The organism is Candidatus Allofournierella merdipullorum (assembly GCF_048426865.1).
Taxonomy (GTDB): domain Bacteria; phylum Bacillota; class Clostridia; order Oscillospirales; family Ruminococcaceae; genus Allofournierella_A; species Allofournierella_A merdipullorum.
Genome location: NZ_DBFNWJ010000045.1, coordinates 1 through 23,010 on the forward strand (window position 1 = coordinate 1; position 23,010 = coordinate 23,010).

Here is a 23,010-nt window from a genome sequence, read left to right on the forward strand (position 1 = left end):
GAATGACCTCCCTTTGCTTGCTTGTGCAGTTGGCAGACCGCACTCCCAGTATAGCAAAGGGAGTTTTTCTTTTCCCATTATCGACATTAGTCTTCTTTTGAACCACTCGCCTAGCGAGTGGTTTTCGATATACAAAAAAGCGCCGCCCGCCGGGATCACCCGGCGGGCGGCTTTTTTATTTCTTTCAGCCGGTCCAGTCGCTGAGCTGAGCCGCGCCCCAGCCTTCCGCGGTCTTGACCCATGCCTTGCCGCCCGAAGCGGACTGGGCATTTTCAAAGGTCATCACCGTTTTCTCGCTGCCGGCGGTGTTCACAAAACCCCAGCCGGTATCGGTGCGCACCGCGGCCAGGCCCTCGTTGAAGGGACGGACCTCTTTGTAGACAAAAGGCACGGCCTGTTCGCCGGTTGCCGCGTTCACAAAGCCCCACAGGCCCGCCATCTTGGCGGCGAACAGCCCCTCGGAAGCGCTGCGCACCTCCTCGTAGACCACCTTATCCAGCGGCTGGCCGCCGGGCAGGATGATGATCTCGCCCTGCACTTCGCCAATGATCACGGCGGTGTCGGTGCCGTCAATATAAGTATCCTCCGGGCCGCCGGCGCCCTCCTTGGGGGTGATGGCCACAGCCTTGGCGATGAAGGGCTGGTTGGTGCTCACCTGCACCTTGTCCCAGCTCACCAGCCAGTTGAAGTCCTCCAGATAGACGGTGCCGCTGTTGGTGTCGTAATAGACGTCGCCGGAGGCGGAGCCATGCCCGCCCACGCCCACGACGGTGCCGTCCTGCTCGTAGATCTCGCTCTCGTCGGCGTTGGTGATGCCGCACACGCCGCACCAGTGCACGTTCTTCTCGGCGGGGATGCGCACCGTGCCCTCCAGGTCGATCACGCCGGTCTTGCCGTCCTGAGTGAAGAAGGCAAGCTGATCCTGCTGGGCAAGCTGCGTGGTCTGGGGCTTTTCATGGTCAGCCAGGCTTTCGACGATCTCGATGTCGGTGCGGGGCGCCACCACCCAGCCGGGCTGGGGCGTCTGGCTGGCCGAGGGATCACTGGTGGGCGCGGGGGCGCTGGTGCGCTCGGGGCCCACCACCTCCACCGGGTAGCTTTCAGACTCCGCCTTCCCGCAGGCCGCGAGGCTCAGTGTGAGGGCGGCGGCAAGACACAGGGCAAGAACTTTTTTCATGGTTGCAAACCTCCTTTGCGTCAGACAATCATTTGTGGTATTTGCCGTGGTTGTTGATGGAAAAAGCGCGGTAGATCTGCTCCGTGAGCACCAGCCGCGCCAGCTGGTGAGGCAGGGTGATGCGGCCAAGACTGATGCGGTGGGCCGCGGCCTGCTTCACCTCGGGCGAAAGGCCGTGGGAGGAGCCGATGACAAAGGCCATGTCCCCTGCCCCGCCCACCGCCTGGCGGGCGATGAGTTCGGCCAGGTCTTCGCTGCTGACCAGTTTTCCCTCCACACAGAGGGCGGCGATGGCCGCGCCCTTGCGCACGCTGGCAAGGATGGCTTTGCCCTCCTTCTCCAGCGCCTTTTCGATGACGGCGGGTCCGGCGTTCTTCTCGCTGACGGTCACTTCCGGCAGCTCGATGATGCGGAACTCACACAGGCCCTTGAGCCGTTTCTGATACTCCGCCACGCCCTCGGCGCAAAAAGCGGCGTTCAGCTTTCCCACACAGATAAGGTCGATCCTCTGCATTTTTCAAAACTCCATCCATTCGCTGGGTTCCGAGCGTTTCTGAGCCTGCACCCGCACGCCGGGGCCGGGGGTAACGCCCGCCGCCACCAGCGCGCTGCGCACCGCGCCCAGGGCCAGGTCGGGGGTGTTGTTCTCCCGGCTGAGATGGCACAGGGCGAACTTCTGGCAGCCCTGCTGCACCAGTTCCAGGATCTTGGCGGCGCACTCGTTGTTGTCCAGATGGCCGCGGGGCGACTCGATGCGCCGCTTTAAGTAATAGGGGTAGCTGCCGTAGCGCAGGCTGTGCAGGTCGTAGTTGGCCTCCAGCGCCACCAGGTTCGCCCCGGACAGGGCAGCATGCACCGGGTCGGTGAGGCAGCCCAGGTCGGTGGCGATGGCCATGACCGAGCCGTCCGGCGCGGCGATGCGAAAGCCGCAGCAGGGCACGTCGTGGCTGGTGGGAAAGGCAGAGACGGAAAAACCGCCCACCGGCTCCGACCGTCCCTCGATGGCGATGAGCTCCGCCCCCGGCGGGGTAACGCCCATCCCGTCCAGATGGTCGAGGGTGGCGGCGCTGCCGTAGACCGGCACGCTGTAGTGCTTCAGAAAGACGTTGAGACCTGCAATGTGGTCGCTGTGTTCATGGGTCACCAGCACCCCGCGCATACCGCTTACCGAAAGGCCCAACGCCTTGAGGGCGTTCAGAGTGACGCGGCAGCTCTTGCCCATGTCGATGAGCAGATATTCGTCGCCGCAGCGCACCACCGAGCAGTTGCCCGAGGAGCCGGAATACAGAGATGTGAAGAAAGCCATGGGAACCTCTCGTTCTAATAAGTATCAGAAAGGGGCTGTGTACGCCTTGCGCCACAGCCCCGGTATCTCTTTTTTTAAAGCGCCTGGGGCAGCACCGACACGGATTTCTCCACCCGCCGGATGTCCGCGCCGAGGCCCTGCAGCTTCTCCACAAGGTCCTCGTAGCCCCGCTCGATGTGGTTGATCTCGTCGATCTCGCTGGTGCCCTTGGCGGCCAGCGCGGCCATGACCAGCGCGGCGCCGGCCCGCAGGTCGGAAGCGCGCAGCGGCGCGGGCTGCAGCTCGGGCACGCCCTCGATCACCGCCACCTGGCCGTCCACCTGGATGTTGGCGCCCATACGCACCAGCTCATCCACATAGCGGAAGCGGTTCTCCCAGATACCCTCGGTGATGATGGAGGTGCCCCGGGCCAGAGTGAGCAGCACCGTCATCAGGGGCTGCATATCGGTGGGGAAGCCCGGATGGGGCATGGTCTTGATCTTCAGCGGCAGGATGTCGCCGGTGCGCACCACGCGCACAGCGTCATCGTACTCCTCGATGATGACGCCCGCCAGCTCCATCTTTGCGGTGATGGGCTCAAGATGCTTGGGAATGACGTTTTTGATGAGCACGTTGCCGCCGGTGATGGCCGCCGCCACCATATAGCTGCCCGCCTCGATCTGGTCGGGGATGATGGAGTAGGTGCAGCCGTGGAGCGCCTTGCGGCCCCGGATCTTGATGACGTCGGTGCCTGCGCCGCGCACGTCGGCGCCCATCATGTTGAGGAAGTTGGCCAGGTCAACGATGTGAGGCTCCTTGGCCACGTTCTCCAGCACGGTCTGGCCCTCGGCCAGCACGGCACTGAGCATGGCGTTCATGGTGGCGCCCACCGAGACGGTGTCGAAGAACACATGGGCGCCCACCAGCGGCTGGCCGGACACCTCGATCATGCCGTACTCCACCGAATCCTGCGCGCCCAGGGCGCAGAAGGCCTTCAGGTGCTGGTCGATGGGACGCGGGCCCAGATTGCATCCGCCGGGCATGGCCACCTTGCCGGAGCCGAAACGGCCCAGCAGCGCGCCCAGGAAATAATAGCTGGCGCGCATCTGGCGGCTCAGCTCGTCCGGTACCTGGGTGGCGGTAATGTGGCTGGTGTCGATCTCATAGCTGTTTTTGGTCAGCATGCGGATCTTCGCGCCCAGAGCGCTGAGGATCTGCAGCGACACCGCCACGTCGCTGATGTCGGGCAGATTTTCGATGACGCATTTGTCCGCCGCAAGAATGGTGGCGGGCAGGATGGCCACCGCGGCGTTTTTGGCGCCGCTGACAGATACTTCACCGATGAGGGGTTTGCCCCCGTTTATAACAAATTTCTCCAACTGGATGACCTCCGCATAGGCACACTTGCAGGCCCGAATCGAGCCGTGCCGGGCACTGTAACTGTTACATTATACACCGAACGGCGCAAAAAGGGAACCCTTAGGGGTAGTATTTGCCGAATTTGTAACTTCTATGCTCAAAAGTCACAATGCCGGCCCCTGTTTTTTCGCCTTTTTTCGCAAAAAAGCCGCCCTTCCTCCGCTTGGGAGGAAGGGCGGCTGCCTTATTGGTGTGTTACATGCCGGCAAAGTACTTGTAGGCGCTGACACGCACGCCGTTTTCGAACATCTCGAAATGGCAGTGGTTACCGGTGGAGTTGCCGGTGGAGCCCACATAGCCGATGACCTGGCCCTGGCTCACCGCCTGGCCCACATGCACCGCCAGGCTGCTGCAGTGCGCATAGAGCGTCTGCCGTCCGCCGCCGTGGTTGATGATGATGTAGTTGCCGTAGCTGTAATGCCAGCCCGCGGTGGTGACCACACCGCCGTCGGAGGCGATGATGGAGGCGCCGTAGTTGGCGCGGATGTCCACGCCCTTGTGGCTGGCGCTCATCCAGCGGCTGACGCCCTTGTAGTTGGGCACCGGCCACACCCAGGTGCCGTTGGTGCCGGAGACCACCATGCCGTTGGCCAGCTTGGTGCCCCGCAGGCGCACGCGGGTGACAGGTTCCTTCAGAGTGGTGCGGCTGATTTCCACCGTTTCGGGAGTGTTGGAATCGCCGTAGTAGGTGTCCTCATAGACTACCTCGTCCAGGCCTTCCTCGCCCTCCTGCTCGATCTTGTATGTATCGAAGGGCAGGTCCGCGGAGTCGGTGGTGACGGTGTCGTAGGGGATCGTCTCCTGCTCGGTGCGGGTGATGATGCGCTTGACCTCCAGATAGGGCATTGCCTGGCTGATGGTGAGCACGTCGCCCACAAAGAAGTCCTTGAGGATATCCTGCTGCGGGTTCTGGGCCTGCAGCTGGCTCACCGACATGCCAAACTTACTGGCAACGGTGCCGGGCATATCGCCCTGCTGCACGGTGTAGGTCACCTGGCCCTGTTCCTCGCCGGTGAGCGTATCAATGATGCTCTGAAGATTGGTGAGGGAGTCGGTGAAGTAGAGGTTGCCGTCCTGCAGTTCCACATCCTTGGTGAATTCCACCCGCAGGTTGGGGTTGTTCGGGTCCTCATAGGGAGCCTTGAGGCTGTCGATGAACTCGTGGAGCGCCTCGCCCTCGGTGGTGACAGCCAGCAGTTCGCCGTCAATATAGATGGCGGTGGCCTCCTGGATCTCGTCGCTGGACTCCTGCAGCAGAACGTTGGCCATCTGGGCCTCGTCCATCAGCGTGTCGGAAACGTCCAGAGAGTAGGTGGGGGTGATGGTGAACTCCCGGTCCTCGTCGCCCAGCGCGTCGATACGCTGGGTCAGCTCGGCGGTGGCCGCGTCGAACACCTGTTCGCTTTGCACATGACCAACGACCTTGCCGTTGACCTCCACCGCCAGGACGTAATTATAACCCAGGACGGTGTTTACCACATAGACGAAAAGTCCCAGAGCCAGCACGGGCAGCACATAGGCAAAGGACGGACGGATCAGCGGCGCATAGCGGCGCACGCCCCGGCCAAAGTAGGCCAGGCCCTCCCCCACCGCCTTGGCGGTACCCACGGTCTTTTTCTCTTCCCGCACAAGGGCGAAGATGTTCTTGAAGCCGTTCCGCAGGCGGACAAAGGGGGCCGACAGCTCACGCCAGGCGTTGAGCAGGCTTTTGCCGACAGTGTCTTTGATGATCTGGCCGACGGCGCACGCTCCGCCGCGCACCAGCGCGCCGAAGCTGCGCAGGCGGCGTCCGGCGCGGAGCACCGTGTATTCGGCCCAGAAGCCCACATCGTACAAAAACTGGCCCAGCACCGCGGTCTGCGGTTTCTGTTTTGCCTTTGTCACCAGGGGGTCCAGTGCTTTTTTCACTCTGGGAGGCGGAGCCGCCCTGTGCTTTTTCTTTTCCTTCACAGGGGCCGTTTCGGCGGTTTCAGCCGCCTGTTCCGGCGCGGCGCCGCCTTCCAGCTGCTGCTCGTCCGGCGGCGTTTTTTCTTTGATCGCCATGGCTCTGTCTCCTCCTTTCTAGCAGCGGATACACACGCGGGGCGCGTGTTCACCTTTTATTTTACGCTTTTTTCCCGCATAGGGACAAGCGCAAGGCGCGGTTTTTCACAGGATTTTCAAATCCCCGTCACATTTGTGCCAGCGCGGCCATGTCCGGCGGCAGCGGGCTTTCCACCTGCACCGTCTCGCCCGAAGCGGGTTCTGCAAAGCGGATGCAGGCGCAGTGCAGCGCGTGGCGGCCGATGTGTTCCCGGCTTCCTCCGTAGAGGTCGTCTCCCGCCAGCGGGCAGCCCAAGTGGGCAAAATGCACCCGCAACTGATGGGTGCGCCCGGTGATGGTGCGGGCTTTGACCTGCGTGTGGGCGCCGCAGCGGCGCACCACTTCATATTCGGTGAGGCTGGGTTTGCCCTCGGCACTGACACAGCGCAGGATGATGCTGCCCGGCGCCCGGGCGATGGGCGCGTCGATGACGCCCTTTTCTTCCGGCGGAGTGCCCTCCACCAGCGCCAGATACCACTTTTCGGCGCTTTCGGCCAGCAGCGGCGCGGCAAAGGCGTTCTTTGCGCAGAGCACAAGGCCGGAGGTGTTGCAGTCGATGCGGTTCACCGGGCGGAACACCCCCGTCTCGCCCCGCGCTGCCAAAAGGCCCATCCAGGCATTGGCCAGCGTACCGCCGGCGTAGTTCAGCGTGGGATGCACCGCCATGCCGGCGGGCTTGTCCAGCGCCACGGCGTGGTCGCTCTCGTACAGGATGCGCAGAGGGATGTCCTCCGCCGCCACGGTGGTGGGCGGTTCGGGCGGAAGGGCAAAATGCACGGTCATGCCCGCGGCCACCCGGTCGCAGGTGCGCAAAGGGTTGCCGTCGGCAAAAAAGCCGTCGGCCCGCTTGACCTGGCGGGCAAGCCCCGCCGACACGCCCATTCTCGCAAGGAAGTCCCGCAGGGCGTAGCCGTCGAAGGCGGCGTCCACCCGAAAGGCAAGTTCCGCGGGCGGATGCTGCGGCATACGCCCACCTCCCCTTTTACCATGTGACGTACTTTTACATTTTAGCACAAAAGCCGCCGACGCGCAACCGCCCCAAACCGTCCATTTGCTGTGGGCTTTTCCAGCCCATGGAAAAAGCGCCGCCCGCCGAAAAACCGGCAGGCGGCGCTCAAAGTTCACATTGCGTTCAGGATCAGTAGGCGATGCCCTGGGCCACCATGGCGTCGGCCACCTTCAGGAAACCGGCCACATTGGCGCCCACCATCAGATTGCCCTCCACGCCGCACTCCTTGGAGGCTGCGTAGGCGGCATGAAAGATGCCCTTCATGATATCCTTCAGACGGGCGTCCACCTCGTCGAAGGTCCAGGACAGGCGCAGGCTGTTCTGGCTCATTTCCAGGCCGCTGGTGGCAACGCCGCCGGCGTTGGCCGCCTTGGCAGGGCCGTACAGCACACCGGCAGCCAGGAAGGCCTCGATGGCCTCGGGGGTGCTGGGCATATTGGCGCCCTCGCAGACCACCTTGCAGCCATTGGCGATCAAGGCCTTGGCGCTCTCGCCGTCCAGCTCGTTCTGGGTGGCGCAGGGCAGGGCGATGTCGCAGGGGATGGTCCAGATGCCGGAGCAGCCTGCGGTGAAGGTAGCGCTGGGACGGGCGTTGGCGTACTCCACGATGCGGGCGCGGCGCACTTCCTTGACCTCCTTCATCAGGTCGAGGTCGATGCCCTCCGGGTCGTAGACATAGCCGGAGGAGTCGCTCATGGCGACCACCTTGCCGCCCAGCTGGGTGGCCTTCTCGCAGGCGTAGATGGCCACGTTGCCGCTGCCGGAGACGACCACGGTCTTGCCCTCGAAGCTGTCGTTCTTCATGCAGGCCAGGGCCTCCTGGGTGAAGTAGCACAGGCCGTAGCCGGTGGCCTCGGTGCGCACCAGGCTGCCGCCCCACTTGAGGCCCTTGCCGGTGAGCACACCGGTGAACTCGTTGCGCAGACGCTTATACTGGCCGAAGAGATAGCCGATCTCCCGCGCGCCCACGCCGATGTCGCCGGCGGGCACGTCGGTGAACTGGCCGATGTGCTTGCTCAGTTCGGTCATGAAGCTCTGGCAGAAGCGCATGATCTCGCCGTCGCTCTTGCCCTTGGGATCAAAGTCGCTGCCGCCCTTGCCGCCGCCCATGGGCAGGCCGGTGAGGCTGTTTTTAAACACCTGCTCGAAGCCCAGGAACTTGATGACCGAGGCGTTCACGCTGGGATGCAGGCGCAGGCCGCCCTTGTAGGGGCCGATGGCGCTGTTGAACTGGACGCGGTAACCGCGGTTCACCTGCACCTTGCCGGCGTCGTCCACCCAGGACACGCGGAACTGGATGAAGCGCTCGGGCTCCACGATGCGCTCCAGCACACCGTTCTTTTCATATTCGGGGTGTTTTTCGCAGATGACCTGCAGGCTCTCCAGAACCTCGCGCACTGCCTGCAAGAACTCCTTCTCGCCGGGATTGCGCTGCTCCACCTGGGCGTACACACGGGCCAGATACTCGTTTTTCAACATGGATAAAACCCCTTTCTATACTTTCCCTCTGCCGCTTTAGCGGCCTATAGTGTCATTATAAAGCCGCTTTTGCCGCATTGCAAGAAAAAATTCCGCCGAGACGGCGCGCCGCGCGCAAAAAACTTGCGGCCGGGCGCGGTTTGTGTTACAATACCCTGCAGGAAAACGAGTGGAACATACGGCAGCGGGGCGGCATTGCGTTCGCTCTGAGGAAAGTCCGGGCTTCACAGGGGAATGGTAACTGCTAACGGCAGCCGGGGGCGACCCCAGGGATAGTGCAACAGAAATAGACCGCCGCGTTTTTCGCGGTAAGGATGGAAAGGCGAGGTAAGAGCTCACCAGCGCACTGGCGACTTTGCGGCTATGTAAACCCTACCAGAAGCAACACCCGTATGGGGCATATGCGCTCCCCGCGCGCCCCGGAGGTGGCGTGAGCCTTGCGGCAACGCAAGGTCAAGATAGATTGCCGTTTAATACAGAACCCGGCTTACGGTCCGGTCGTTTTCCACCAAAAAGGGCGTTCCCTGCGAAAGGGAACGCCCTTTTTGGTGTTATGTCCGCAGCAAAATTCGCATGAACAAAAGCCAGATGACCCCCGGTACCCCCAGCACCACCGCCATGAAGGAGGTGAACCAGTTGAGGGCAAGGCCCACGCCGGTGAAGGGGGCCAGCACGTTCACAGCCCCCAGGGCCGCCACGCCCGCCACCGCGCCGGCGAGGCCGGACGCCGCGGGCCGCCGGTGCCGCGCCGCGGCAAGGCCCACCGCCAGCAGCACCGCGGCGGCAAGGGCCCACACCGGCCAGGGCGCCCCACTCACAGGATGGCCCGCAGCCCCGCGGCCCGGGCCTGCCGCTGCAGATAGCGGTAGCGGCTCTGGATGGCCTGATACTCAAAGATGCGCTGGTCGATGAGTTCCGGCTCCGTTTCAAGGTCGAACAAGATCTGGTTCTGGCGCATCTCCGCCATACAGTCCCGCAGGTCCTGCTCCAGCTGCTCCGGTCCGCGGCAGGGCGGCCGCAGGGCAGCAAGTTCAGGCCGCGCGGGGGCGGACTTTGCAAACAAAAGCGCAAGGCCCATGGTGTGCACTCCCCTTTCCTTCAAAAAAGGTTTATGCCACCAGTTTAGGCAAATATTCCCGCGCTTATTCCGCCAGCTGAAAATCCACCCGGCCCAGGGCCACGTCGGCCCCCACGGCCTTCACCAGCACTTCGTCGCCCAGCTGCCAGCGGCGGCCGCACGCACGCAGGCTTAAGCCCTCCACCAGCTCCGGCTCGCCGCCCAGAGTGTCGGCGTTCACAAAGCCTTCGGCGGTGTTTTCCAGCTCCACAAAGAAGCCGTGGCGGCTCACGCCGGACACCCGGCCCGGGAAGGTCTCGCCCAAATGGGCTGCCATATATTCCGCCTTATAGCAGCTGTCGGCGCTGCGCTCCAGCTGCATGGCCGCCACCTCGGCGGCGCTGGACTGCTGGCTGGCAATGGCCGCGAAATCGGTGTAGCGGCTTTCCAGCTCCCGGCCGCTGACCCCGGCGCAGAACTCGCTGAGGATGCGGTGGATGGCCAGGTCCGGATAACGGCGGATGGGGCTGGTAAAATGAGCATAGTCCTGCAGCGCCAGGCCGAAGTGGCCCTTGGGCGACGGCTCGTAGCAGGCCTTGGCCATGCTGCGCAGCACGCCCATGTGCACCGCCCGCTCCAGAGGCTGGCCGCGGGTGGCGTCCAGAATGGCGGCAAGCTCCGCCACGGTGGGCGCTTCGCCCTTGAAATCCGCGTTCAGGCCCGCGATGTGCAACAGATCCTTCAGGCGCTCGGTCTTTTCGGCGTCGGGGCTCTCGTGCACCCGGTAGACAAAGGGCAGCTGATGGCTGCGGGCAAGCTTTGCCGCGCACTGGTTGGCCAACAGCATGAACTCCTCGATCATCCGCTCGGAAAGGCCCCGCTGCCGCTTTTCCAGGCCGATGCAGCGGCCTTCCTCGTCCAGCAAAAGCTTTGCCTCGTCGGATTCGATGTCGATGCAGCCCCGGGCCTTGCGGGCCGCGTCCAGACGCTGGTAGAGCTGGACCATCACCGGCAGCTGGGACGCCACCGGGGCATACTTTTCCACCAGAGCCTCGTCGCCGGCGCCCGCCAGCAGGGCGTTGATCTCGGAATAGACGCCCTTCACCCGGCTGCGGATGACGGTTTTTTCAAAGCGGAAATTCTTGATGGCGCCGGCGGCGTCCAGCTGCATGATGCAGCTGAAGGCCAGACGGTCGACGCCCTCGTTGAGGCTGCACACCCCATTGGACAGCTGCCGGGGCAGCATGGGGATGACGCTGTCGGCAAAGTAGACCGACGTGCCCCGCTCCAGCGCCTCCTTGTCCAGGGCGGAGCCGGCCCGCACATAGTGGCTCACATCGGCGATGTGCACTCCCAGCTGCCAGCCGTCGGCGCTGGCGGAGATGCTGATGGCGTCGTCGATGTCCTTGGTCTCGGCGGAGTCGATGGTGAAGATCGGCTCGGCCCGCAGATCCAGCCGCTTTTTGAAGTCCGCCGGGCCGGGCTCGGTCAGCGCCCGGGCCTCCGCTTTCACCTTGTCGGGGAACTGGCGGGTGCGGCCCGCTGCATAGAGCAGCGCCCGCACGCACTGGCGGGCCTTGTCGGCGCTGCCGAAACGCATGGCCACGCCCGCGCGGTGGTCGGCGTAGCCGGCGCCCCGCTCCAGCAGCTCCACCGCCGCCTTATCGCCCGCGCGCACGCCGCCGGCGGCGCTCTTTTTGATCTGCAAACGCAGGAAGGGGCAGTCGTCCGGCGAGAGGAACAGCTTGCCGTTCTCGGCCACCACAACGCCCACAAAGGTATCGCGGGGCTCGGTGACGGCCACCACCTCGCCTTCCAGGCTGCCGGGCACCCGGGGCTTGTCAAACAGCTTCACCAGCACACCGTCGCCGGGCATGGCGCCATTCAGGCCCCGGCCGGGGATAAAGATATCCGGCCCGTCGGCCTGGGCGGCAAAAGCAAAGTTCTCCCCCAGCTTGACCAGTTTGCAGGGCAGAGCGGACTCGGCAAGGCCGCTTTTTGCCACCAGCAGCACGCCGTTTTTGCGCAGCACGCGCCCTCTCTCCACCAGTTCTTCCACCGCCCGCTGGACCTTTTTATCGTTGCCCAGCATGCTTTTGAGTTCTCCCAGGCGGCGGGGCCGTTTTTCCAGCTCCCGCAGCACTTTTGATCGAATGGACATATACTCTCCCCCGTGCCCCCTGTGGGGCAATCGACAAAAAGGGGGCCCGCCGTCTGCGAACCCCCTTGAAGATGCGGATTTACTCCATCACGCTGACGATGCTCACCAGCAGGATGACCACCAGGAACACAACGCCCAGGATGCGGGTGGCCTTGGCCAGCTTCACATCCTTGCGGCGGGTGCGGCCCGCTTCCATCATGCCGCCCTCGCCCATGATCGCGCCGGACAGGCCCTTGCCCTTGGACTCCTGCGCCAGGGTGAGGTAGATGATGGCCACAGCCACCAGCATCAGCACGACGCCGCAAACGATCTCGATAATACTCATAGTGTAAACGCTCCTTAGCTTTTGATACACGCTTTTATGCAATGAACATCATAGCACAAGACCCGGCAAAATGCAAGGAAATTCTTGGGCCGCGGCCGGTTTTAGAGGGTGAGCTGCAGCTGCTCGGCCACATCTTCCTCCCGCAGCAGCGCGCCGGCGGCGGGCAGGGTGCGCACCCGGTAGCGATGGGGGTTGGCCAGCTCCATGGAAGAGGCGGGCTTGACGCTCTCGATGGTCTGGTTCTTCTTCAAGGTGATGACCGACACGCCCGCCGAGTCGCGGGTGGCCTTTTCGCTGATCTGGGTGGAGTGCACCAGCAGAAGGCGTCCGGCGCTGGTGCGCACCGCCAGTTCCTCGCTTTCGGGGAGCTGGAGCATGGCCGCCAGAGGCTCCTTGTCGCTGTAGGCGTTGAGGAGCTTTTTGCGGTTCTGCTTGGTGGCGTAACTGGAAAGGGGCACCCGGGCGCACTTGCCGTTGGCGAAGAAGAAGAGCATGTGGCCCTTGTAGTCGTCGGTGACCGCCAGGAAGATGGGAGTCTCCTCTTCCTCCATGCCCAGCTTGACGGCCACGAAGTCGCCCAGAACGCTGGCCTTGGTGTCGGCAAAGTCGCCGGCGCGGCACTTGTAGACCTGGTGCCGGTTGGTGAAGAAGAGCAGCCAGGCGGTGTTGTGGGTCTCGCACTGCCAGCTGACCTCGTCCCCTTCCTTCAGCTTCTGCTCGCTGCTCATGCGCAGAGACTGGGGAGTAATTTTCTTGAAATAGCCCTCACGGGTGAAGAACACGGTGACGGGATAATCCGGCATGGTGTCCTCCTCCACGGCCTCCTCGGCTTCGGGGGCGTCGTAGAGGATGGGGCAGCGGCGGGGCTGGCCGTACTTTTTGGACACGGCGGAAAGCTCCTCCATGATGATGCGGCGAATTTTGGCCGGGCTCTTGAGAATGTCGCCCAGGCGCTCGATCTCCGCCGCCAGCTCCTCAATCTCTTTGGTGCGCTTGAGGATGTATTCCCGGTTGAGGTGGCGCAGCTTGATCTCCGCCACATACTCCGCCTGCACCTGGTCGATGCCGAAGCCGATCATCAGGTTGGGGACCACTTCTTCCTCTTCCTCCGTCTCACGGACGATGGAGATGGCCTTGTCGATGTCCAGCAGGATGGCCTCGAGACCTTTCAGCAGGTGCATCCGCTTTTCCTTGCCCTTGAGGTCAAAGAAGGTGCGCCGGCGCACGCACTCGGCGCGGAAGGCCACCCACTCGGTGAGGATTTCCCGCACGCCCATCACCTTGGGCTGACCGCCCACCAGCACGTTGAAGTTGCAGGCGAAGCTGTCCTCCAGCGGGGTGAGGCGGAAGAGCTTCTGCATCAGCTTTTCCGGGTCCTGGCCGCGCTTTAAGTCGATGGTGAGTTTGAGACCGTTCAAATCGGTCTCGTCGCGCATGTCGCTGATCTCCTTGACCTTGCCGCCCTTCACCAGCTCGGCAATTTTGTCCATCACCGCCTCCACGGTGGTGGTGGGCGGGATGCGGGTGATCTCGATCATGTTGCCGTCTTTTTCGTAGTCCCAGATGGCGCGCACCCGCACGCTGCCCCGGCCGGTCTCGTAGATCTTGCGCAGCTCGTCCTCGTTATAAAGAATTTCGCCGCCGCCCACAAAGTCCGGCGCGGGCAGTGTGGTGAGCAGGTCGTGGCTCTCGTCCTTCATCAAGGCGACGGTGGTGTCGCACAGCTCGCTGAGGTTGAAGGAGCAGATGTTGGAGGCCATGCCCACGGCGATGCCCAGGGTGTTGTTGGCCAGGATAGTGGGGAAGGTCACCGGCAGCAGGGTGGGCTCGGTGGTGGTGCCGTCGTAGTTGGGGACGAACTCCACCGTGTCCTTGTCAATGTCGCGGAAAAGCTCCTCGCACACCGGTTCCAGTTTCGCCTCGGTGTATCGGCTGGCGGCGCAGGCCATGTCCCGGCTGTAGGCCTTGCCGAAGTTGCCCTTGGAGTCCACAAAGGGCATCAGCAGGCTCTCGTTGCCCCGGCCCATGCGCACCATGGTATCGTAGATGGCGGCGTCGCCGTGGGGGTTCAGGTGCATGGTGCTGCCCACGATGTTGGCGCTCTTGGTGCGGGCGCCCTTGAGCAGGCCCATGCCATACATGGTGTAGAGCAGCTTGCGGTGGGCGGGCTTGAAGCCGTCAATTTCCGGCAGCGCGCGGCTGACGATGACGCTCATGGCGTAGGGCATGTAGTTCTGTTCCAGCGTTTCGGTGATGGGCGTGCGCACCACCACACCGGCGCCGGGAATTTCTACGTTATCGCCCAGCTGAGGCCGGGCGGGCGCTGATTTTTTCGTCTGTTTCTTTGCCATTCTCTTACCTCACAAATCGGCCCTCAGGAGAGGTCCAGGTCGTCCAGATACTCGGCCCCGTGCTCGGCGATGTGCTCCTTGCGGCCGGCAAGGTTGTCGCCCAGCAGCAGATCAAACACGGCGGCGGTGCGCTCGGCGTCCTCCGGCTCCACCTTGATGAGGCGGCGGCTCTCCGGGTTCATGGTGGTGAGCCACATCATCTCGGGGTCGTTTTCGCCAAGGCCCGTGGAGCGCTGGATGGTGTACTTCTCCTTCTCGCCGATGCGGGTGAGGATGCTGGTCTTCTCCGGCTCGGTGTAGGCGAAGTAGGTGCGGGCTTTGGTGTTGATCTCGTACAGGGGGCTTTCGGCGATGTAGACGTAGCCCTCCTTGATGAGGGTGGGCACCAGCCGGTAGATCATGGTGAGGATGAGGGTGCGGATCTGGTAGCCGTCCACGTCGGCATCGGTGCAGATGACCACCTTGTTGAAGCGCAGGTTGTCCAGATTGAAGGTGGCAAGGTCCTTTTTGCTCTTGCCGCCCAGCTCCACGCCGCAGCCCAGCACCTTGATAAGGTCGGTGATGATCTCGCTCTTGAAGATGCGGTCGTAATCCGCCTTGAGGCAGTTCAGAATCTTGCCCCGCACCGGCATGATGGCCTGATACTCCGAGTCGCGGCTGGTCTTGACCGCGCCCATGGCGGAGTCGCCCTCCACGATGTACAGCTCGCGGCGGGCGGGGTCCTTGGTGCGGCAGTCCACGAACTTCTGCACCCGGTTGGCGATGTCCATCTGGCTGACCATGGTCTTTTTGATGGACTGGCGGGTCTTTTCCGCGTGCTCGCGGCTCTGCTTGTTGATGAGCACCTGCTGACAGAGTTTCTGGGCCTCGTCGGGCTTTTCCAGGAAATAGACCTCCAGGTTGTGCTTCAGAAACTCGGTCATCACCTGGGCAACGCCCTTGTTGGTGATGGCCTTTTTGGTCTGGTTCTCGTAGCTGGTGCGGGTGGAGAAGCTGTTGGAGACGTAGATGAGGCAGTCCTGCACGTCGGCGAAGGTGATTTTGCTCTCGCCCTTTTTGTACAGGCCCTTGTTCTTCAGAAAGGCGTCGATCTGGTTCACAAAAGCGGTGCGAACGGCCCGGTCGGGGCTGCCGCCGTGCTCCAGCCAGCTGGAGTTATGATAGTATTCCAGCAGCTGGGTCTTGTTGGAGAAACAGAAGGCCGCGCTCATCTTGACCTTGTATTCCGGCTGGTCCTCCCGGTCCCGGGCCATGGCGGTGGACTCGCAGTACACCACCGGGGTCAGACCGTCCAGCCCGGCGATCTCATTCACATAGTCCTCGATGCCCTTCTGGTAGCAGAAGGTGGTGGTGGTCTTTTCCGGGCCGGTCTCGTCCACCAGAACCAGCTCCAGGCCCGCGTTCACCACCGCCTGCCGCTTCATGGTGTCCAGGAAGTAGGCGGCGGGCACGTTCACGTCGGTGAACACCTCGGCGTCCGGCTTCCAGCGGATGGTGGTGCCGGTCTTGCGGCGGGTGGCGGGCTCCTTTTTCAAATCGCCCACCGGCTCGCCTTTTTTGAAGTCGATGTGGTAATGGAAGCCGTCGCGCCAAACGTCGGCGGTCATCCACTCGCTGGCGTACTGGGTGGCGCAAAGGCCCAGGCCGTTCAGGCCCAGGGAATATTCGTAGTTGTCCTCGCCCGCGGTGTATTTGCCGCCGGCGTACATCTCACAGAAGACCAGCTCCCAGTTGTAGCGCTGCTCCTTGGCGTTGTAATCCACGGGGATGCCGCGGCCGCCATCCTCCACCTGAATGCTGCCGTCCTTGAAGCGGGTGAGGGTGATGCGGGTACCGTAGCCCTCCCGGGCCTCGTCGATGGAGTTGGAGAGGATCTCAAAGATGGCGTGGGCACAGCCCTCCACCCCGTCGGAGCCAAAGATGACCGCAGGACGCTTGCGCACACGGTCCGCGCCTTTGAGGCTGACGATGCTCTCGTTTGAGTATTCCTGTTTCTTTGCCAAATCGTTCTCTCCTCTTTGCCCCGGCACGGAGCAGGGGTCGTTCGTCTATATTTTTTGCATACAGATTTATTTAACCACGCCCCAACACCAAATGTCAAGGGATGGAATAGGCCGCGGCCCCGCCGTTCTGGCAGGGCCGCGGCCGACTTGCGTCGTTACAGGGTGAGCAGGAAGCCCACGGCGGCGATGGCCGCGCAAAGCACGGCGGTGATGGGAGGCGCCCAGCGGATGATGCGCTCGGCAATGATATCACGGGGGTCCTCCTCCGGCTCGTCGTACTGCCCGGCGTACTGTTCCCGGGCGTGGTACTGGCTGCGGGAGGCCTGCCGCTGGGCCGCGTAGGGCTGAGCGGCAGGGCGGGCGCTGCGGCGGGGCGGGGCGATGATCACGTCCTCGTCCTCCTCGTCCACCGGCGCGGCGGGCGCGGGGCGCGGCGAGACCGGCGGCACGGTGCGGGTGGGCTCCTCCTGGCGGACGGGCGGCACCATGCGGGTGGGCTCGTCATCGGTGGCAGGGGCGGTGCTGCCGCCCTGCAGCAAGCTGGACAGGGTGTTCTGCAGCAGGATGCGGTCGGAGCCGCACTCGCTGCACCACACGCCGTCCTCCTCGCGGGGATGGAAGGCGCCGCAGGCACAATACCAGCCTTCGTCCAGCACCTGGGGCACCACGGTCAGCCCCTCTTTGCGGGTGCGCTCACAGAGCTTTTCCGCCAGTTCGGCGGGCAGCTTTTTGGGCGGCGCCAGGCGCACGCGGGGATAACTGGTGAGGTCCAGGGTTCGGCCGTCGGCGAAGCGAGCCGTGCCCAGCTCCACCTCCACGCTGCCGATGGGCGACGAGCTGATATACACCGCGTCGTCCGCGCCGAAGACCTCGCCGTGGGCGGCGTTCAGCCCTTCGTAGAGGAACTGGTCCTGGCAGACCACAGCGCCGCTGCGGTCCTTGCATTTGAAGGTGATCTGCAGCTGGGCCAGAGGCGCGGCGGAGATGTTCTTGAAGGACAGGCAGACGGCGATGTCGCCGCTCACGTCGCCCTTCAGCAGCTCCACCTTGACGAACTGCACCGGGCTGCCCTTGGTGAAGTAGTTGGCACGGGACTGGGCCAACAGGTCAAAATTTTCTTCCATGAAGGATCGCTCCTTTCCATACCGTTGCGCGGGGGCCGGTCAGTTCCGGGGTTCGTCCTCGGGGGCCGGGTCCGCGGTCTGTGCGGGTTCGGCGGGCTGCGCGGGCTCGGCAGCCTCGGCGGGCTGGGGCGCAGCGGGCGCTTCGGGCGCGGCGGGCGTCTCGGCGGGGGCAGGCTCGGCGGGTTTGGTCTCGCTCTCCGCCAGCTGGCCGCCCTCCATCAGGGTCTTGAACTCCTCGCCGCTGAGCTTCTCCCGGCGCATCAGCGCCTGGGCCACCACTTCCAGCTGGTCGCGGTGGTCGGTGAGCATACGGCGGGCGGTCTCGAAAGCCTCGTCCACGATGTCGCGGATCTCGCTGTCGATCTCGGCGGCGATGGTCTCGGAATAGCCCTTGCCCTGGGCAAAGTCGCGGCCAAGGAAGGTCTCGCCGGGGTCGGAGCCGTAGACCACCGGGCCCATCCGCTCGGAGAAGCCGTAGCGGGTGACCATGGCACGGGCAGTCTTGGTGGCCCGCTCCAGATCGTTGGAAGCGCCGGTGGAGATGTCGTCCAACACCAGCAGCTCGGCCACGCGGCCGCCCAGCAGGGTAACGATCTGCTCCTGCATCTGGGTCTTGGTGACGTAGCTCTGGTCCTTCTCGGGCAGGCTCATGGTGTAGCCGCCGGCCATGCCGCGGGGGATGATGGAAATTTCATGCACCGGGTCGGCGGTCTTGCAGTAGTAGTGGGTGATGGCGTGGCCCGCCTCGTGGTAGGCAGTGAGGCGCTTTTCCTTCTCGGTGACCACGCGGCTCTTCTTCTCGGGGCCGGCCACCACCTTGATGCTGGCCTCCTCGATCTCCTGCTCGGTGATGGCCTTCTTGCCCCGGCGGGCAGCCAGAAGGGCTGCCTCGTTCACCAGGTTTTCCAGGTCAGCGCCGGAGAAGCCCACGGTGGTGCGGGCGATGGTCTTGAGGTTCACGTCGGGGGCGAGGGGCTTGTGGCGGGTGTGCACCTTCAAGATCTCCTCGCGGCCCTTCACGTCCGGCAGGCCCACATATACCTGGCGGTCAAAACGGCCGGGGCGCAGCAGGGCGTGGTCCAGGATGTCGGCGCGGTTGGTGGCGGCGATGACGATGACGCCCTCGTTTGCGCCGAAGCCGTCCATCTCCACCAGCATCTGGTTCAAGGTCTGCTCGCGCTCGTCGTGTCCGCCGCCGAGGCCGGTGCCGCGCTGGCGGCCCACGGCGTCGATCTCATCGATGAAGATGATGCTGGGGGCGGTCTTTTTCGCTTTGTCGAACAGATCGCGCACACGGGAGGCGCCCACGCCCACATACATCTCCACAAAGTCGGAACCGGAGATGGAGTAGAAGGGCACACCCGCCTCACCGGCGCAGGCCCGGGCCAGCAGGGTTTTGCCGGTGCCCGGAGGGCCCACCAGCAGCACGCCGTGGGGGATGCGGGCGCCCAGGCTGTTGAACTGGCTGGGGTTTTTCAGGAACTGGACGATCTCTTCCAGTTCGTTCTTCTCTTCGTCCGCGCCGGCCACATCGGCAAAGGTGGTCTTGCGCTTGTCCTCGGTCTGGTCCTTGACCTTGGCGCGGCCCACGTTCATGATGCCGCCGCCCTGGCTGCCTCGGTACATGGTGTAGAACACGAACACCATGCTGCCCACCAGCATGACCATCAGCAGGATGTCGAACCAGGGCACCTCCGCCCGGGCAGCGATGTAGTCATAGACCATGGGCGAATCGGGGTTCGCCTCGTTGTACTGGTCGATGTAATCCTGCACATAGTTCACGAACATGCCCGGGTAGGGCAGCCGGTAGGTGATGTGGTAGATGCCCTCACCCGAGGGAAGGATGTCCTGGGCAGCCTGCTGGCCGCCCATCATGGCGCTGAGCAGGCCCTGGGTGGTGTTGAGGGCCTGTTCCTCCGCGGCGGCCTCCTTGACCCCGTCCGGCAGGGGCACTTCGCCCTCTTTGAGGGCCAGGCGCAGGTTGCCGGTGTTCAGGTCCATCTCAAAGCCAACCACCTGATTGGCCTCGAAGTAATCCACCACCTTGGAATAAGGCATGCTCGTTCCGGTGGAAACGTTGGAAAAGGTGCTCCACAGGTTGAACGCCAGCAGGGCCAGCGCCAGCAGCACGGCGATGTAGACGCCGTTGAATTTTGGTCGGTGCTGCAAAAACTCATCTCCTATCCACGGGGACGCTCCCCGTGCATTTCATTTTTCGGTCAGCCGCCGTAGACGTGGGGCTTGAGCACACCCACGAAGGGCAGGTTGCGGTACTCTTCGTCGAAGTCCAGGCCGTAGCCCACCACGAACTCGTCCGGCACCTCAAAGCCCACATAGTCAGCCTTCAAATCCACCTTGCGGCGGCTGGGCTTATCCAGCAGGGTGGCGATGCGGATGCTGGCGGGGTTGCGGCTCTGGAGCAGGCCCTTGAGGTAGGAAAGGGTCATGCCGGAATCCAGAATGTCCTCCACGATGAGGATGTCCTTGCCGGAGAGGTCCTGGTCCAGGTCTTTCACGATCTTCACCACGCCGGTGGTCTTGGTGCCGCTGCCGTAGCTGGAGACCACCATGAAGTCGATGGCGCAGGGCAGGTCGATGCAGCGCATCAGGTCCGCCATGTACACCACGGCCCCTTTCAGCACCGTGACCAGCAGCAGGTTCTTGCCGGCGTAGTCCTTGGTGATCTGCGCGCCCATTTCGGCGCATTTTTCTTTCAGCTGCTCCTCGCTGAGCAGCACCTTGAGGATGTCGTCTCTCTGGCTCATTGTTTTTCCTCCCTATGTTCAAGGTCAAGGGGCTGGACCACCAGCAGGCGCCGGGTGGCTTCGTCCGGCCGCAGGCCGTGGGCAAAGCCCTCGCCCCAGAGCCACACCACCCGGCTGCCCGCCGCCAGCAGCGGCAGCGCGTCCCGCCGGGAAGCGGGCACCTTTTTTTCGTTGAACAGTTTTTTCAGCGTTTTGTCCACATTCCGCCCCCCGGGCCGGAACATATCCCCCGGCAGGCGCGTGCGCAGACAAAGGCTACTGCTTATTTTATCATAATCTGCGTAATTGTCGAATGGTTTTTTCGCTGTTTTGGCAAATTTTATAGTTTCTTCACATTCGTCCCCTTCCAGCAGCCGCAGACGCAGCCCAAAGCCGCCGGGAAGGCGGTATTCGCCGGGTTCGGCGGCCACCGGGGCGAAGTGTGTTTTCCGGGTGAAGCGGCGGCGTTCCAAAAGCCCGCCGCCCGCGGCCAGCGCCGCGCTGTTGGTGAGCTGCACCGCTCCCGTTCCCCGGGCCAGAAGCGCTTCCAGCAGCGGGATGTCCCCCTTTCGCAGCGGGCGCTCGGCCTCCACCAGAAGGCGGAAGGCCTCCGCACGCTCCACGGCGGGAGCTGCGGCCAGCGTTTCCAGACGCCAGGCATCCGGCCCGGCGGCGGCGCTCACCAGCAAGTGTTCCCCTCTGGCCCGCAAATATTGCGCTAGTTCCCCCATGCGGGCGCAGAATTCTCCAAAGGCCGCCTCGGCCCCGGGGCAGGCCGCCTCGATGGCGGGCATGGCGTGATGGCGCAGCCGGTTGCGGGCGTAATCGTCGGAAAAGTTGCTCTCGTCGATGACCCACTCCACGCCCCGCCGGCGGCAGAAGTCTTCGGCCTCGGCCTTGGTCACCTCCAGCATGGGCCGCACAAAGCACCCCCGCACCGCGGGGATACCCGCCGCGCCCTGCACCCCGGCCCCCCGGGCAAGGCGCAACAGCAGCGTTTCCGCCTGGTCGGAGAGGGTGTGGGCGGTGGCAATTTTCACGCCGGGGCCTGCCAGCGTTTCGAAAAAGCCGTAGCGCAGCTGCCGGCCCCACTCCTCACTGCGGCCGGTCTGCTGCCCGGCGGCGGCGAAGGAATGGAGGGGCACTCCCCTCTCCCGGCAAAAGCGCGCCACAAAGGCGGCGTCCCGGCCGGAATCGGGGCGCATACGGTGGTCCACATGGGCCGCCTCCACGCTCACGTCCAGCAGGTCTTGATAGTCCAGCAGAAACTGCAACAGGGCCATGGAGTCGGCCCCGCCAGAGACCGCCGCAATGACCCTGTCTTTCGGGGCCAGCAGCCCTTTGCAGGCTGCCAGCACCCTGTCTTCAAATCGTTCCATGGTTGTAGTCCACGTTCATGAACCGGGTGTGGGCGCCGTCCCAGGCAAGGTCCACCTTGCCGGTCTCGCCGTGACGGTTCTTTGCGATGATGCACTCGGCCGTGGAGGCGTCGGAGTCCTCCAGGCTCTGGCCGGTCATGGAGGTGTAGTAGCCCTCGCGGTACAGGAACAGAACGATATCGGCGTCCTGCTCGATGGAGCCGGAGTCTCGCAGGTCGGAAAGCTGGGGCCGGTGGTCCGACCGGCCGCTGGACTTTTCCGCCGCACGGGACAGCTGGCTCAGCGCGATGACCGGCACGTTCAGCTCTTTGGCCATGATCTTGAGGTTTCGGGTGATGTCGCTGATCTCCTGCACGCGGTTCTCGGTGCGCTTGCCGCTGGTCATCAGCTGGAGGTAGTCGATGACCACCAGGCCGATGGGCGGACGGGAGGGGTCCTGGTTGACCCGGCGAATTTTGGCCTTGACCTCGGGGATGGTGATGCCGGAGGTGTCGTCCATGTAGATGGGCACGTCGTGGAGAATTTCCGATGCATGGGCCAGATCGTCCCACTCAGAGTCGCCCAGCGCGCCGGAGCGGAAAGCGTGGCTGTCCACGCCGGCCTCGGCGGAGAGGATGCGGTTGGTCAGCTGCTCCTTGCTCATCTCCAGGCTGAAGATGGCCACCGGCACCCGCTGCTTTTTTGCCACGTTGGTGGCGATGTTCAGCGCGAAGCTGGTCTTGCCCATGCCGGGACGGGCCGCCAGGATGATGAGGTCCGAGCGGCCGAGGCCGGTGAGCAGGGTGTCCAGATAAGTAAACCCGGTGGGGATACCGGCGTATTTGGATTTGTCCGGGCCGGTGATCTTCTGCAGGGTGCCCAGCGTCTCCACCAGCGCGGCGGAGAGCTTGGTGAGGCTGTTCTGCTCCCGGCTGGAGCGAATTTCATAGAGCTTCTGCTCGGCGCTTTCCAGAAGCAGGTCGGCGCTGGGCGCCTCGCCGCTCTGCTGCAGGATGCTCTGGGCCACCTCCAGCACCTGCCGGGCGACATACTTCTCCTGCACGATGCGGGCGTAGGCCCCCACATTGCTGATGCTGGGCACGGTCTCGCCCAGCCGCGCAAGGTAGACCTTGGCGGCGTCGGGGCTTTCGAACACGCCGGCGGCCACCACCGCGTCCAGCAGGGTGACCAGGTCCACCCGCTCGCCGGTGGTGAACAGCCGCACCATCTCGGAGAAAATTTCGCCGTTCTGGCGTGCATAGAACATCTCCGGGCGCAAGGATTCCACCAGCTCCGGCAGAACGGACTCGCTCTCCAGCAGCGCGGCGCCCAGCACCGACTGCTCGGCCTCCATGCTGTAAGGCTTTGCGACGCCCAGCGATTCAAGATCAATGGAAGTAAAATCCTGCATGAAACCTCATCCCCTGCCCCGCCC

18 protein-coding genes and 1 other RNA gene are annotated in these 23,010 nt (G+C 63.8%); 1 reads left to right on the plus strand and 18 read right to left on the minus strand.

From position 1 onward, the window contains the following. Positions 1–184: 184 nt before the first annotated feature. From ACMNAY_RS08130 to gdhA, 7 genes are all read right to left on the minus strand, one after another. Complete coding sequence (locus ACMNAY_RS08130) at positions 185–1,177, minus strand: WG repeat-containing protein (protein WP_418719051.1); 993 nt, start codon at positions 1,175–1,177, stop codon at positions 185–187. A 28-nt stretch (positions 1,178–1,205) separates the two neighbouring features. Next, positions 1,206–1,691 (minus strand): 23S rRNA (pseudouridine(1915)-N(3))-methyltransferase RlmH, encoded by a 486-nt coding sequence (locus ACMNAY_RS08135; protein WP_418719052.1) that lies wholly within the window; start codon positions 1,689–1,691, stop codon positions 1,206–1,208. Positions 1,692–1,694: 3 nt separating this feature from the next. After that, a complete protein-coding gene (locus ACMNAY_RS08140) occupies positions 1,695–2,483 on the minus strand; it encodes an MBL fold metallo-hydrolase (protein ID WP_394968396.1) in 789 nt (262 codons plus the stop codon). Positions 2,484–2,557: 74 nt separating this feature from the next. Continuing rightward, positions 2,558–3,841 (minus strand): UDP-N-acetylglucosamine 1-carboxyvinyltransferase, encoded by a 1,284-nt coding sequence (locus ACMNAY_RS08145; protein WP_418719053.1) that lies wholly within the window; start codon positions 3,839–3,841, stop codon positions 2,558–2,560. A gap of 235 nt (positions 3,842–4,076) precedes the next feature. Continuing rightward, positions 4,077–5,924 (minus strand): peptidoglycan DD-metalloendopeptidase family protein, encoded by a 1,848-nt coding sequence (locus ACMNAY_RS08150; RefSeq protein WP_418719054.1) that lies wholly within the window; start codon positions 5,922–5,924, stop codon positions 4,077–4,079. Between the two features lie 127 nt (positions 5,925–6,051). Beyond that, positions 6,052–6,930 (minus strand): RluA family pseudouridine synthase, encoded by an 879-nt coding sequence (locus ACMNAY_RS08155; protein WP_394975953.1) that lies wholly within the window; start codon positions 6,928–6,930, stop codon positions 6,052–6,054. A 172-nt stretch (positions 6,931–7,102) separates the two neighbouring features. Next, positions 7,103–8,452: an NADP-specific glutamate dehydrogenase gene (gdhA, locus tag ACMNAY_RS08160; RefSeq protein ID WP_394975952.1), complete on the minus strand. Its 1,350-nt coding sequence runs from the start codon at positions 8,450–8,452 to the stop codon at positions 7,103–7,105. Between the two features lie 166 nt (positions 8,453–8,618). On the opposite strand from gdhA, the gene rnpB reads away from it, so the two are divergent. Continuing rightward, positions 8,619–8,957: RNase P RNA component class A (rnpB, locus tag ACMNAY_RS08165), an RNA gene on the plus strand. 46 nt (positions 8,958–9,003) lie between these two features. Here rnpB and ACMNAY_RS08170 read toward each other — a convergent pair. From ACMNAY_RS08170 to dnaB, 11 genes are all read right to left on the minus strand, one after another. Continuing rightward, complete coding sequence (locus ACMNAY_RS08170; protein WP_394975951.1) at positions 9,004–9,270, minus strand: pro-sigmaK processing inhibitor BofA family protein; 267 nt, start codon at positions 9,268–9,270, stop codon at positions 9,004–9,006. Then, the gene (locus tag ACMNAY_RS08175) at positions 9,267–9,539 is read right to left on the minus strand and encodes a hypothetical protein (protein WP_394975950.1); all 273 of its coding nucleotides are present in this window, start codon (positions 9,537–9,539) and stop codon (positions 9,267–9,269) included. The genes ACMNAY_RS08170 and ACMNAY_RS08175 overlap by 4 nt, the downstream gene beginning before the upstream one ends. 55 nt (positions 9,540–9,594) lie before the next feature. After that, positions 9,595–11,670, minus strand: a complete 2,076-nt coding sequence (locus ACMNAY_RS08180; RefSeq protein ID WP_418719055.1) for a ribonuclease R family protein — start codon at positions 11,668–11,670, stop codon at positions 9,595–9,597. Between the two features lie 79 nt (positions 11,671–11,749). After that, positions 11,750–11,995: a preprotein translocase subunit SecG gene (gene secG / locus ACMNAY_RS08185; protein WP_394968404.1), complete on the minus strand. Its 246-nt coding sequence runs from the start codon at positions 11,993–11,995 to the stop codon at positions 11,750–11,752. A gap of 101 nt (positions 11,996–12,096) precedes the next feature. Beyond that, positions 12,097–14,346 (minus strand): DNA gyrase subunit A, encoded by a 2,250-nt coding sequence (locus tag ACMNAY_RS08190; RefSeq protein ID WP_394975948.1) that lies wholly within the window; start codon positions 14,344–14,346, stop codon positions 12,097–12,099. Positions 14,347–14,369: 23 nt separating this feature from the next. Next, on the minus strand, positions 14,370–16,349 hold the full coding sequence (locus tag ACMNAY_RS08195; RefSeq protein ID WP_418719056.1) for a DNA gyrase/topoisomerase IV subunit B: 1,980 nt from the start codon (positions 16,347–16,349) through the stop codon (positions 14,370–14,372). A gap of 155 nt (positions 16,350–16,504) precedes the next feature. After that, entirely contained in the window at positions 16,505–17,473 is a 969-nt protein-coding gene (locus ACMNAY_RS08200) for a hypothetical protein (protein WP_418719057.1), read from the minus strand. Between the two features lie 39 nt (positions 17,474–17,512). Further along, positions 17,513–19,531, minus strand: a complete 2,019-nt coding sequence (ftsH, locus tag ACMNAY_RS08205; RefSeq protein ID WP_418719073.1) for an ATP-dependent zinc metalloprotease FtsH — start codon at positions 19,529–19,531, stop codon at positions 17,513–17,515. A 161-nt stretch (positions 19,532–19,692) separates the two neighbouring features. Beyond that, complete coding sequence (gene hpt / locus ACMNAY_RS08210; RefSeq protein WP_394968654.1) at positions 19,693–20,238, minus strand: hypoxanthine phosphoribosyltransferase; 546 nt, start codon at positions 20,236–20,238, stop codon at positions 19,693–19,695. Next, on the minus strand, positions 20,235–21,596 hold the full coding sequence (gene tilS, locus ACMNAY_RS08215; RefSeq protein ID WP_418719058.1) for a tRNA lysidine(34) synthetase TilS: 1,362 nt from the start codon (positions 21,594–21,596) through the stop codon (positions 20,235–20,237). Before tilS ends, hpt begins: the two co-directional genes overlap by 4 nt. Beyond that, entirely contained in the window at positions 21,583–22,986 is a 1,404-nt protein-coding gene (gene dnaB, locus ACMNAY_RS08220) for a replicative DNA helicase (RefSeq protein ID WP_418719059.1), read from the minus strand. Before dnaB ends, tilS begins: the two co-directional genes overlap by 14 nt. Between the last annotated feature and the right edge of the window lie 24 nt (positions 22,987–23,010).